Source organism: Vibrio sp. 2096 (genome assembly GCF_033339595.1).
GTDB lineage: Bacteria > Pseudomonadota > Gammaproteobacteria > Enterobacterales > Vibrionaceae > Vibrio > Vibrio alginolyticus.
In genome coordinates this window covers 104,294-117,400 of the sequence record NZ_JAWOUX010000005.1, presented here as the reverse complement: position 1 = coordinate 117,400, position 13,107 = coordinate 104,294, and the positions used below count along the sequence as shown (strand labels likewise).

The window sequence follows — 13,107 nt, the reverse complement described above, 5'->3', positions numbered from 1 at the left end:
TGGGCGTTTTTTTATATTTTTAATGCTGCTCTCAATGATTATTCTTGAGGTACAACTTTACCGATGTATGGTAAGTGACGGTATTTCTGCGCGTAATCAATACCCACACCAACGACAAACTCATCTGGGATTTCGAAACCAATCCAATCCACAGGAACATTCACTTCACGACGAGATGGTTTATCTAGGAGCGTACAAATCGCTATAGACTTCGGCTCACGTAGCGAAAGAATCTCACGGATTTTATTTAGTGTGTTACCAGTGTCAATGATGTCTTCAACAAGCAGAATGTCTTTACCTTTGATGTCATCATCCAAATCTTTCAAGATACGAACGTCACGTGAGCTTTCCATCGTATTGCCGTAGCTTGACGCAGTCATAAAATCAACTTGGTGAGTCAGTTCGATAGCACGTGCCAAGTCTGCCATAAATACAAATGAGCCACGCAATAAGCCTACCAACACAAGATCTTCACTACCTTGATAACGCTCTGTAATTTGTTTGCCTAATTCACGAACTCGCTCCTGAACTTCTTGCTCAGAAATCATGACTTCTATTGTATGTTTCATACTGTGCTCAATCTAAATTTGTGGGTTGAGGTAAGTCGCACGCAAACGATCACCTAATCTTACGGCGTGTAGTGTATCACCACGTTCATTGGGTTGAAAGTCGCATCCTGTTGCCAAAAAATCTTGGAAGAAGGTCTTAGTTTTATAAAGTTCATAGCTAAATTTATCAATAATAATGACATTACTGTATATAAATTGTTCTACAGATGTTGACCTTGTGCATATGCACCATTACACTCATCACTGCTTTAAGCAACTATTAAAATAATCAATTAGGGGGTTACCCCCAATATCAACTCAAATGGCAAGGAAAATGGATATGGACTCAATTGCAAAGAGACCTAGAACTAGGCTTTCTCCAATTAAGCGTAAGCAACAGCTAATGGAAATCGCATTGGAAGTATTTGCGCGCCGCGGCATCGGTCGTGGTGGTCACGCAGATATCGCAGAAATTGCTCAAGTTTCTGTGGCGACTGTTTTTAACTACTTCCCTACACGCGAAGACTTGGTAGATGAAGTTCTCAATCACGTCGTACGTCAGTTCTCAAACTTCCTATCGGATAACATAGACCTAGACTTACATGCACGTGAAAACATCGCCAATATTACTAATGCGATGATCGAGCTTGTCAGCCAAGACTGTCACTGGCTAAAAGTATGGTTCGAGTGGAGTGCTTCAACACGTGATGAAGTATGGCCATTGTTTGTTTCAACTAACCGCACTAACCAGCTGCTAGTACAAAACATGTTCATTAAAGCAATTGAACGCGGTGAGGTGTGTGACCAGCACGATTCAGAACACTTGGCAAACCTGTTCCACGGTATTTGTTACTCACTGTTTGTCCAAGCGAACCGCGCTAAAGGTGAAGCGGAGCTGAAACGCCTAGTGAATTCATACTTAGATATGCTTTGCATTTACAACCGTGAACACTAAAGCTTAGCTCGTAATATATGTCAGCCCACCGTTTGGTGGGCTTTTTATTGTCTGCTGTCAGCTAAGCACACATTTATATTTCTATATAACAAGCATAAAAAAACCGCTGCAATGCAGCGGCTTCTATCATTCAGTCAGAAAAAGCTTACTTCTTCTTAACTGCTTTTTTGTTTGGCAGGTCAGTGATTGAACCTTCAAATACTTCAGCAGCTAGACCTACAGACTCGTGTAGAGTTGGGTGAGCGTGGATAGTCAGAGCGATATCTTCTGCATCACAGCCCATCTCAATTGCAAGGCCGATTTCACCAAGTAGTTCACCACCGTTAGTACCAACGATAGCACCACCGATTACGCGGTGAGTTTCTTTGTCGAAGATTAGCTTAGTCATACCGTCTGCACAGTCAGATGCGATTGCACGACCTGATGCTGCCCATGGGAATGTTGCTACTTCGTACTTGATGCCTTCTTCTTTCGCTTCTTTTTCAGTCTTACCAACCCAAGCTACTTCTGGCTCAGTGTACGCAATTGAAGGGATAACTTTAGGGTCAAAGTAGTGCTTCTTACCAGAGATAACTTCAGCAGCTACGTGACCTTCATGCACGCCTTTGTGAGCAAGCATTGGTTGACCAACGATATCACCGATCGCGAAGATGTGAGGAACGTTAGTACGCATTTGCTTATCAACGTTGATGAAGCCGCGCTCGTCAATTTCTAGACCCGCTTTTTCACCGTCGATTAGCTTACCATTTGGTACACGACCGATAGCAACTAGAACCGCATCGTAACGCTCAGCTTCAGCTGGCGCTTTCTTGCCTTCCATTGAAACGTAGATACCGTCTTCTTTTGCTTCAACTGCTGTTACTTTCGTTTCTAGCATTAGCTTGAACTTGTCTTTGATACGCTTAGTAAATACTTTCACGATATCTTTGTCTGCTGCAGGAATTACCTGGTCAAACATTTCAACAACTTCAACTTTAGAACCTAGAGAGTGGTAAACCGTACCCATTTCTAGACCGATGATACCACCGCCCATGATAAGCAGTTTTTCTGGCACTTCTTTTAGTTCAAGAGCGTCAGTAGAGTCCCAAATACGTGGGTCTTCATGCGGGATAAATGGCAGTTTGATTGGACGAGAACCAGCCGCAACGATTGCGTTGTCAAAGTTAACAACTGTTGGCTCACCTTCGCCTTCTACAAGGATAGAGTTAGGGCCAGTGAACTTACCGTAACCGTTAACTACTGTTACGTTACGCATCTTAGCCATACCGCTTAGGCCGCCAGTTAGTTGGTTAACAACTTTTTCTTTCCAGATGCGGATTTTGCTGATGTCTGTTTGAGGCTCACCGAACACAACGCCGTGGTCAGCCATCGCTTTCGCTTCTTCAATTACTTTAGAAACGTGAAGCAGTGCTTTAGATGGGATACAACCCACGTTCAGACATACACCGCCAAGCGTGCTGTAACGTTCAACTAGTACAGTTTCAAGACCTAAATCCGCACAACGGAATGCAGCGGAGTAACCAGCAGGACCAGAACCAAGTACAACAACTTGGGCTTTAATTTCTTTGCTCATTTTGACCTCTTGTAGTCATTATCCCTAACAGGCTGAGTGGGTATCGATTTTTTATGTTTAAGAGAGATTTGTTTTAAACAGTTATTTTCAGACCGCTAACAGTTTACAGAGATGTTAATGGTGTGAAAAGTAAATCAATTTAGCCTGTGAGCTAGACAACAATTCGATTGTGAAAACCCTGAACGAAGCAAGGCTGATAACCAAATTGTCGGTAATTATGATTAGCAGAGGCGGCTAAGTTGCCGCCTCTCATTCATCTAATTTCTATTACAGAACTAGACGACGAATGTCAGATAGACATGAGTTTAGGTAAGTGATGAAGCGCGCACCTTCAGCACCATCGATCACACGGTGGTCGTATGATAGAGACAGTGGAAGTTGTAGACGCGGTTCGAACTCTTTACCGTTCCATACCGGTTTCATTTCTGACTTAGACACACCTAGGATACCAACTTCTGGCGCGTTTACGATTGGAGTAAACGCCGTACCGCCGATACCGCCTAGGCTAGAGATAGTGAAACAGCCACCTTGCATGTCAGCCGCAGTTAGCTTACCAGCACGTGCTTTCTTAGAAACCGCCATTAGCTCTTCAGATAGCTCGTAGATGCCTTTCTTGTTCACGTCTTTAAATACAGGAACAACTAGACCGTTTGGTGTATCTACCGCGATACCAACATTCACGTATTTCTTCAGAATTAGGCTCTCACCGTCTTCTGATAGAGAAGAGTTGAACGCTGGGAACGCTTCAAGCGCTTTAGCTACCGCTTTCATGATGAACACAAGTGGTGTGATCTTCATTCCAGTGTCTTTCTTCGCTTCAATCGCGTTTTGCTCTTTACGGAATGCTTCAAGAGCCGTGATGTCTGCGTTATCCCACTGTGTAACGTGCGGGATCATTACCCAGTTACGGTGTAGGTTTGCGCCAGAGATCTTCTTAATGCGAGATAGCGGTTGAACTTCTGTCTCACCAAACTTGCTGAAGTCCACTTTTGGCCATGGTAGTAGACCAAGAGCCGCGCCGTCGCCTTTGCCAGATGCTGCTGCACCTGCGCCAGACTCAAGACGCTTAAGTGCATCTTTCACGTAAGCTTGAACGTCTTCTTTTAGGATACGGCTCTTACGACCAGAACCTTTAACCTTAGAAAGATTAACGCCAAATTCACGCGCTAGACGACGAACAACTGGAGACGCGTGAGCGTACTCATCGTTTTCTTTGAAATCGCCAGTCGCTGCTGGAGCTGCTGCCGCCGGAGCTTCTGCTTTAGGAGCCGGAGCTGCAGGTGCTGCCGCTTGAGCTGGAGCTGCTGCAGGAGCAGGTGCTGCACCCGCCACTTCGAATACCATGATTAGTGAGCCAGTAGACACTTTGTCGCCAGCTGCAATCTTGATTTCTTTAACTGTGCCAGCGAATGGTGCAGGAACTTCCATAGAAGCTTTGTCACCTTCAACAGTGATTAGAGATTGCTCTTCTTCCACTGTGTCGCCAACCGCAACCATGATCTCAGTAACTTCAACTTCGTCGCCGCCGATATCTGGAACGTTCACTTCTTTTGCCGCAGACGCTGCTGGAGCTGCTGCCGCAGGAGCTTCAGCTGCCGCTGGTGCTGCTGGAGCGCCTGAACCTGCTGTTTCGAATACCATGATAAGTGAGCCAGTCGATACTTTATCGCCTGCTGCAACTTTGATCTCTTTTAGAGTACCTGCGAATGGCGCTGGAACTTCCATAGAAGCTTTGTCGCCTTCAACAGTTAGAAGAGATTGCTCTTCTTCGATGCTGTCGCCAACGGCAACCATGATTTCGGTAACTTCTACTTCATCACCACCGATGTCTGGTACGTGAACTTCTTTTAGTTCTGCCGCTGCTGCTGCTGGAGCTGGAGCTGCTGCTGGAGCTGCTTCTGCCGCAGGAGCAGGTGCAGCGTCAGCTGCACCCTCGGCTTCGAAAATCATGATTAGAGAACCAGTAGAAACCTTGTCGCCTTCTGCAACTTTGATTTCTTTAACGATACCCGCTTGAGAAGCAGGAACTTCCATAGAAGCTTTATCGCCTTCAACTGTGATCAGAGACTGCTCTTCTTCAACCTTGTCGCCAACGCTTACAAGAATCTCAGTAACTTCAACCTCATCCGCACCGATGTCTGGTACATTAATTTCGATTGCCATTTCTTATCTACCTTCTTAATTAAGCGTATAGCGGGTTTGTTTTCTCTGTGTCGATGTCGAATTTCTTAATTGCTTCTGCAACTACAGATTTCTCAACTTCGCCACGTTTCGCTAGTTCAGTTAGCGCTGCTACTACTACGTAACCTGCGTTCACTTCGAAGTGACGACGTAGGTTTTCACGGCTGTCTGAACGACCGAAGCCATCAGTACCAAGAACTTTGAAAGACTCAGCAGGAATGTATGCACGAACCTGCTCTGCGTAGTTCTTCATGTAGTCAGTTGCTGCGATAGCAGGTTCAGTACCCATTACTGTTTGGATGTAAGGTACTTTCGCTTCCGCTTCTGGGTGAAGCATGTTGAAACGCTCTGCATCTTGGCCATCGCGAGTTAGTTCGTTGAATGACGTTACAGAGTAAACATCAGAAGCAACACCGTAATCTTCGCTTAGGATTTGAGCTGCTTTACGTACTTCATTCATGATAGTACCAGAGCTCATTAGCTGAACTTTCGCTTTGTCGCCCGTGTAAGTTTCTAGCTTGTAGATACCTTTACGGATGCCTTCTTCAGCGCCTTCTGGCATTGCTGGCATTGCGTAGTTTTCGTTCATTAGCGTTAGGTAGTAGAACACGTTTTCTTGTTCTGGACCGTACATGCGACGGATACCGTCTTGCATGATTACTGCTACTTCGTACGCGAATGTTGGGTCGTAAGAAATACAGTTAGGAACCGTACCCGCCAAAATGTGCGAGTGGCCGTCTTCGTGCTGTAGACCTTCACCGTTCAACGTTGTACGACCCGCAGTTGCACCTAGTAGGAAACCACGTGCTTGTTGGTCACCAGCCATCCACGCCATGTCGCCAACACGTTGGAAGCCGAACATTGAGTAGTAGATGTAGAACGGGATCATTGGTAGGTCGTTTGTCGAGTATGAAGTCGCAGCAGCAACCCATGAAGACATAGCACCTAGCTCGTTGATACCTTCTTGTAGAACCTGACCTGAAGTCGCTTCTTTGTAGTAAGAAACAACGCCACGGTCTTCTGGTGTGTAAGTTTGGCCGTGCGGGTTGTAGATACCGATTTGACGGAACAGACCTTCCATACCGAATGTACGTGCTTCGTCAGCAATGATAGGAACGATGTTCTTACCAATGTTCTTGTTCTTAAGTAGAACGTTTAGCGCACGTACGAATGCCATAGTAGAAGAGATATCACGCTTCTGTTCTTCTAGTAGTGGCTTGAATTCTTCTAGCTCAGGAACGATGAATTCTTGAGTGAATTTTGGTAGACGCTGTGGCGTGTAGCCGTGTAGCGCTTTACGACGAGCGTGTAGGTATTCGTACTCTTTTGAACCTTCTTCAAGTTTCAGGTACGGAAGCTCTTTCACTGCTTCGTCAGTTAGGATGTCTTGAAGACCTAGACGATCACGTAGGTGTAGTACGTGAGTCATGTCCATCTTCTTAACTTGGTGCGCGATGTTCTTACCTTCAGCCGCTTCACCCATGCCGTAACCTTTAACAGTCTTAGCTAGGATTACTGTTGGACGACCTTTAGTTTCTGCCGCGTTTTTGTATGCCGCGTATAGCTTAGAAGACTCGTGACCACCACGCTTAAGTGCGAAGATTTCGTCGTCAGTCATGTCAGCAACAAGTGCAGCTGTCTCTGGGTACTTACCAAAGAAGTGCTCACGTACGTACGCGCCATCTTTTGATTTGAATGTTTGGTAGTCGCCGTCGATCGTTTCATTCATAAGCTGTAGAAGCTTACCAGTCGTATCTTTAGCTAGTAGTGAATCCCAGTTGTTACCCCAGATTACCTTCACTACGTTCCAACCAGCACCTTTGAACAGACCTTCAAGTTCTTGAATGATCTTACCGTTACCCATTACAGGGCCATCTAGACGCTGTAGGTTACAGTTGATTAGGAAACATAGGTTGTCTAGTTTCTCACGCGCAGCGAAAGAGATAGCACCACGTGATTCTGGCTCATCCATCTCACCGTCACCTAGGAACGCGTAAACGCGCTGCTCTGAAGTATCTTTAAGACCACGGCCTTCTAGGTACTTAAGGAAACGAGCTTGGTAGATAGAAGCGATTGGACCTAGGCCCATCGATACTGTCGGGAACTGCCAGAATTCAGGCATCAGTTTAGGGTGCGGGTATGAAGGAATACCTTTTCCGTCTACTTCTTGACGGAAGTTGTCTAGCTGCTCTTCAGTTAGACGACCTTCAACGAATGCACGTGAGTAGATACCTGGTGAAATGTGACCTTGGTAGTAAACTAGGTCGCCACCATCCTTCTCGTTTGGTGCACGGAAGAAGTGGTTGAAACATGTCTCGTAGAACGCAGCAGAAGACTGGAAAGACGCCATGTGGCCGCCTAGCTCTAGGTCTTTCTTAGATGCACGTAGAACGATCATGATAGCGTTCCAACGAATAATTGAGCGAATACGACGCTCAAGTGTTGTGTCACCTGGGTATGCTGGTTCTTGGTCTGCAGGAATCGTGTTGATGTAGTTAGTTGTGATACCTGTTGGCATATCAACACCGTCTAGACGTGCTTTATCTAGAACTTGCTCTAATAGGAATTGAGCACGCTCTAGACCTTCTTCACGTACAACTGACTCAAGCGCTTGTAGCCATTCTTGAGTTTCCAGTGCATCTACGTCATGCTTCATATCAGACATGGCGATCTATCCTTCTGTTGGTTGGATCTACTTATTTAAGTAACGCTCTTACGAGTCATTACCCTGCTGAATTCGACGTAGAGAACGCTCTCGTCGAGACTCTTCTCGAGTCAAATCCAACAATGTTTCTTCGATGTAAGCCAAGTGCGAGTGGGACATTTCTCGCGCCTTTTCAGGCTGACCAGAAACAATCGCATCCACGATATTGGCTCGGTGTTTACTGACTTTCTCGACCGCTTCTGGGCGGCGACGTAGTAATTTAAAATTTTGTAGAATATTTTGCTCAAGCAAAGGTGCTAAGCTTCGAACAATGTGCAACAAAACCACGTTGTGCGCGGCTTCTGTCAAAGCGATCAAAAATTGCATCACTTCCGCAGATTCAGCTTCGATATCGTTGTTTGCTTGCTCTTGGCTAATGCGCTCAAGGCAACCTTGAATACGCGCAAAATCTTCTTCGGTACCACGTAAAGCTGCAAAGTAGGCTGAAATTCCTTCCATCGCATGACGAGACTCAAGCACATCAAGCTGGGTTTCAGAATGACTAGACAACAAATTCAACAAGGGATCTGAAAAGCTCTTCCAGATATTCTCACTTACGAATGTTCCGCCACCTTGGCGACGAGTCAACAAACGCTTCGCTTCCAAGCGTTGAATGGCTTCTCGGACTGAAGGACGAGACACATCGAACTGTTTTGCCAGTTCACGCTCTGGAGGCAGTTGTTGCCCCGGAGACAATGTTCCTTCCACTATCAACCTTTCTAACTCTTGTTCTATAACATCAGAGAGTTTTGGCTGACGAATCCTTTGATAAGCCATAATTTATTGTTCTTCTACTCTTGCAGGTAATTGGTAATACCAATTTTAAGTTGGTGCAGAAATTAACATAATTAAAACGCCACTGTCCAGCCGAAAATTGACCTAAATCATAGAACGAGCTTACTTCCAACACTCTGATAACAATCGACTGTTAAAACAGCAATAGAATTGGTATGACCAATTACATAAAGCATACAAATGGGAAGTCGACGTGCTAGCAGTTTTGGAAAAGAAATACAGAAAATGACAAAATTATCAGTCTATTTATTCACCAAAACGGCATGTGCGAGCGTAAAAATGTAGTTAACTTTTAACAATCATTAATATTTCTGGTATCAAAAAAAGGCATACCTGATCGTATGCCTTATTTATTTCGCTTTTTTGAATTTACACTTTCGCTACAAATCAACGCTGTATAAGCAGTCTATATTTCACCCAATCAAAGCTTAGACCAGGATCGCTTTTTCTCAAGGGCGCAATATATTGATGACCGGTAATTCGTGGCGGGGTGATTTGAGGATAAGACTGCATAATCACCTCAGTGATCTCTGCAAGTGATTGATATTGCGCTTCTGTGTAGGCAGTAAATTCTGTCCCTTCAAGCTCGATACCAATGGAATAGTCATTACAACGCTCCCTGCCCGCGAAACTGGATTGACCGGCATGCCATGCTCTATCGAGAAAAGAAACAAATTGAACAACCTCGCCGTTTCTCTTAATCAAGCAATGTGCAGAAACGCCCATTTTGTGAATAACTTCAAAAAATGGATGTTCATTTGGGTCTAGCTTGCCAGTGAAGAAGTCCTCTATATATGGTCCACCAAACTGCCCAGGAGGCAAACTGATATTGTGTACCACCAGCAGAGAGATGTCGTTTACATCAGAGCGGGCATCAAAAAATGGTGACGGAACATGCTTTGCTTGTGTCAGCCAGCCATTCTCGATAATTGGGCGCATATCAACCTCTCTACTTTGCAAATTAACTGCTGAAATTATTGACACCGGAGAGTATCATTCGTTGCCATCTCCCTTTCAAGACAAGATTTGCGATGAAGAACACACACAACATTCAAGAACGCCTAGAATACCTTAAACAACAACTCCCTTTAGAGATCACTAGCTCTGTCGCTGATACCTTAAAAGAAGATCTAGGTGGCAGTGTCGACGCAGATAACGACATTACTGCATCTTTGATCCCTGACGATGCGGTTAATACCGCAACGATTATTACTCGTGAGCATGGTGTGTTCTGTGGTCAAGCATGGGCTGATGAAGTTTTTAAACAGCTCGGTGGCAAGGTCAGCATTGAATGGCACGTAAAGGACGGCGATAAAGTCGAACCTAACCAAACCCTTTGCACGCTGACAGGCCCTGCTCGTGACCTGTTGACTGGTGAGCGTAACGCAATGAATTTCATCCAAACGCTGTCTGGCTGCGCAACAGTTACCGCAGAGTACGCTGAAAAAATCGCGCATACTGAGTGCCGTCTACTAGACACACGCAAAACCATTCCAGGTCTGCGTAGCGCACTAAAATACGCCGTGACCTGCGGTGGTGGCTTTAACCATCGCATCGGTGTGTTCGACGCTTACCTTATTAAAGAAAATCACATTATTGCTTGTGGTGGCATCACTCAAGCCATCCAAAAAGCGAAAGAGCTTAACCCAGGCAAACCGGTAGAAGTAGAAACGGAAAGCTTAGAAGAGTTGAAACAAGCGATAGAGGCTGGTGCCGACATCATCATGCTCGATAACTTCACAAAAGAAATGATGCGTGAAGCCGTAGCGATTAACGCAGGTCGTGCCGCTTTAGAGAACTCCGGCAACATTACGCTAGAGACCATCGCAGAATACGCAGAAACCGGTGTCGATTACATTTCGGTAGGCGCGTTGACTAAGCATCTAAAAGCGATGGATCTTTCGATGCGCTTCAAATAATAAAAGCAACACAATCTAAATTACTTCAACCAACTCAGTGAGTTGTGAGTAATTCATCATTTAAAAGGGCCAATTGGCCCTTTCTTTTTATCCACTAAAAAATAGTACTACTCGCAAAACTCTGCATGCGATATGCAACTTTTCACCAAAGAGTTTTATCTCACTCGAGAGCCCATATCTTCCCCATTTTCAACCTTTATGAAGTCTCCATAATCCTTCGCTAATGCAAGGGCATTATTAATTTTTAGGAAAGGGTTAAAAATGAAAAACAGTAAACAGAAAAAACAACAGGGTTTTACTCTGATTGAGTTAATGATTGTGGTGGCGATTATTGGCATCTTATCTGCTTTCGCAGTTCCTGCTTACCAAAATTATACTAAGAAAGCGACATTGTCAGAATTTCCAAAAGCAGCTGCGGCAGCCAAATTAGCAGTAGAATTATGTGCCCATGAGAATGCCTCAAATGAAACAACATTTATTAGTGAATGTGTAAAGGAAGAAAATGGAATTCCCGCTAAATTCGTTTTGAATAATATTGAAATTAGCGTTGTTAAAGCCACAGATGCTAGCGTTTCTGGTGCGATAGCAGTTATTGCAGCAGCTGATGAAGTTAAGGGACCTATTGCTAAAGGCGAGCAATATATCATGGCTGCATCATATAAAACTCAAGGCTTAGAGTGGGGGGCTTCATGTAAAGCTGGCGGTAAAGCACAAACAGACTACTGCCCAAACTAACTTAAATGTTGACCAACCTATCCACGGCTCTTCGCCAAAAAGGGTTACTGACGTTTTCCCAAGAAGAATCGTTAATAGAGCAAGTCAAAGCTTCTGGCATTTCGATGCCAGAGGCTTTACTCAGTTCTGGATTATTTACATCAAGCGAACTCGCTGAGCACTTAAGTTCTCTCTTTGGTTTAAATCAGCCCGAGTTATCTCAGTACGAGTATGCTTCGCTTTGTCAGCAACTTGGCCTTAGGGAATTAATCACGCGGCATAACGCACTCCCACTCCAGCGTACACCTTCAACGTTATTATTAGCGGTTGCCGACCCCACCAACCAACAAGCAGAAGATGATTTTCGCTTTGCCACTGGTTTACAGGTTGAATTGGTCTTGGGGGATTTTAGTCAACTCAGCGCGGCAATTCGACGCTTATATGGTCGTTCATTGAGTCATGAGAAGTCCGGGTTAAAAGAGATCAACCAAGAAGAGTTAGCCAACCTAGTTGACGTGGGCGCAGATGAAATCGACAACATTGAAGACTTGAGCCAAGATGAGTCTCCTGTTAGCCGTTACATCAACCAAATTCTATTGGACGCTGTGCGCAAAGGCGCATCCGATATCCACTTTGAGCCTTATGAAAAGATGTACCGCGTGCGCCTGCGCTGTGATGGCATCTTAATTGAAACACAGCAGCCACCAAGCCACTTGAGTCGCCGCTTATCCGCTCGTATCAAAATCCTCTCTAAGCTTGATATTGCAGAGCGACGTTTACCACAAGATGGGCGTATTAAGCTCAAGTTGAATCAAGACACCGCAATTGATATGCGTGTATCCACGCTACCTACTCTATTCGGAGAGAAAATTGTACTACGACTGCTCGACAGCAGCTCTGCGTCACTGGATATCGACAAGCTTGGTTATAGCGAACAACAAAAACAATTGTACTTGGATGCACTGCGTCGCCCACAAGGCATGATTCTGATGACAGGCCCAACAGGGAGCGGTAAAACCGTTTCTCTATACACTGGGCTAAGTATCCTCAATAAGCCAGAAATCAACATTTCCACGGCAGAAGACCCAGTAGAAATTAACTTATCGGGCATTAACCAAGTTCAAGTTCAGCCTAAGATTGGTTTTGGTTTTGCCGAAGCCCTGCGCTCTTTCTTACGTCAAGACCCGGATGTGGTAATGGTCGGTGAGATTCGTGACTTAGACACCGCCGAAATCGCTATAAAAGCATCGCAAACCGGTCACTTAGTACTTTCAACCTTGCATACCAACTCTGCGGCTGAAACGGTTATTCGTTTATCAAACATGGGCGTAGAAAGCTTTAACTTGGCCTCCTCTCTTAGTTTGATCATTGCCCAGCGCTTGGCCCGTAAACTGTGCTCGCACTGTAAAAAATCACAAGAGCTTACCGTTCAGCTACAACATCTCGGAATTCAAGCAAGCGACAACATTTTTAAAGCCAATCCCGATGGATGCAATGAGTGTACCCATGGTTATTCCGGCCGAACGGGGATTTATGAAGTGATGCGCTTTAATGAATTTCTTTCCGAAGCGCTTATTAAAGGCGTCTCGGTACATGAACTAGAAAAACTCGCCATCGCAAATGGTATGAGCACGTTACAAATGTCGGGCATAGAAAAACTCAAACAAGGGATCACAAGTTTTAGTGAACTACAGCGCGTACTTTATTTTTAATCCTTT

The 13,107-nt window shown here is 44.9% G+C and carries 10 protein-coding genes; 4 read left to right on the top strand and 6 right to left on the bottom strand.

Going from position 1 to position 13,107, the window contains the following annotated elements; translation table 11 throughout:
* Nucleotides 1-38: 38 nt before the first annotated feature.
* Nucleotides 39-569 (bottom strand): hypoxanthine phosphoribosyltransferase, encoded by a 531-nt coding sequence (gene hpt, locus R7Q41_RS11760; protein WP_005379995.1) that lies wholly within the window; start codon nucleotides 567-569, stop codon nucleotides 39-41.
* Nucleotides 570-888: 319 nt separating this feature from the next.
* Here hpt and opaR point away from each other — a divergent pair, with 319 nt between their 5' ends.
* Nucleotides 889-1,503, top strand: coding sequence for a transcriptional regulator OpaR (gene opaR, locus R7Q41_RS11755; protein WP_318144505.1), 615 nt, complete (start codon nucleotides 889-891; stop codon nucleotides 1,501-1,503).
* A 145-nt stretch (nucleotides 1,504-1,648) separates the two neighbouring features.
* On the opposite strand, the gene lpdA is transcribed toward opaR, so the two are convergent.
* The 5 genes from lpdA to ampD all read right to left on the bottom strand — a co-directional run bounded on the left by lpdA (nucleotide 1,649) and on the right by ampD (nucleotide 9,695).
* Entirely contained in the window at nucleotides 1,649-3,076 is a 1,428-nt protein-coding gene (lpdA, locus tag R7Q41_RS11750) for a dihydrolipoyl dehydrogenase (RefSeq protein ID WP_005379993.1), read from the bottom strand.
* Nucleotides 3,077-3,343: 267 nt separating this feature from the next.
* Nucleotides 3,344-5,239 carry a pyruvate dehydrogenase complex dihydrolipoyllysine-residue acetyltransferase gene (gene aceF / locus R7Q41_RS11745; RefSeq protein WP_171343194.1) on the bottom strand — a complete coding sequence of 632 codons (1,896 nt, stop codon included), beginning with the start codon at nucleotides 5,237-5,239 and terminating at the stop codon, nucleotides 3,344-3,346.
* Nucleotides 5,240-5,258: 19 nt separating this feature from the next.
* On the bottom strand, nucleotides 5,259-7,922 hold the full coding sequence (gene aceE / locus R7Q41_RS11740) for a pyruvate dehydrogenase (acetyl-transferring), homodimeric type (protein ID WP_005386612.1): 2,664 nt from the start codon (nucleotides 7,920-7,922) through the stop codon (nucleotides 5,259-5,261).
* Between the two features lie 48 nt (nucleotides 7,923-7,970).
* Nucleotides 7,971-8,738: a pyruvate dehydrogenase complex transcriptional repressor PdhR gene (gene pdhR / locus R7Q41_RS11735; protein WP_005379989.1), complete on the bottom strand. Its 768-nt coding sequence runs from the start codon at nucleotides 8,736-8,738 to the stop codon at nucleotides 7,971-7,973.
* Between the two features lie 405 nt (nucleotides 8,739-9,143).
* Nucleotides 9,144-9,695 (bottom strand): 1,6-anhydro-N-acetylmuramyl-L-alanine amidase AmpD, encoded by a 552-nt coding sequence (ampD, locus tag R7Q41_RS11730; protein ID WP_005386614.1) that lies wholly within the window; start codon nucleotides 9,693-9,695, stop codon nucleotides 9,144-9,146.
* A gap of 92 nt (nucleotides 9,696-9,787) precedes the next feature.
* On the opposite strand from ampD, the gene nadC reads away from it, so the two are divergent.
* The 3 genes from nadC to pilB all read left to right on the top strand — a co-directional run bounded on the left by nadC (nucleotide 9,788) and on the right by pilB (nucleotide 13,101).
* Nucleotides 9,788-10,675, top strand: a complete 888-nt coding sequence (gene nadC / locus R7Q41_RS11725; RefSeq protein ID WP_238952113.1) for a carboxylating nicotinate-nucleotide diphosphorylase — start codon at nucleotides 9,788-9,790, stop codon at nucleotides 10,673-10,675.
* A 261-nt stretch (nucleotides 10,676-10,936) separates the two neighbouring features.
* Nucleotides 10,937-11,410 carry a pilin gene (locus R7Q41_RS11720; protein WP_065274839.1) on the top strand — a complete coding sequence of 158 codons (474 nt, stop codon included), beginning with the start codon at nucleotides 10,937-10,939 and terminating at the stop codon, nucleotides 11,408-11,410.
* A 5-nt stretch (nucleotides 11,411-11,415) separates the two neighbouring features.
* On the top strand, nucleotides 11,416-13,101 hold the full coding sequence (gene pilB / locus R7Q41_RS11715) for a type IV-A pilus assembly ATPase PilB (RefSeq protein ID WP_318144504.1): 1,686 nt from the start codon (nucleotides 11,416-11,418) through the stop codon (nucleotides 13,099-13,101).
* Nucleotides 13,102-13,107: the final 6 nt, after the last annotated feature.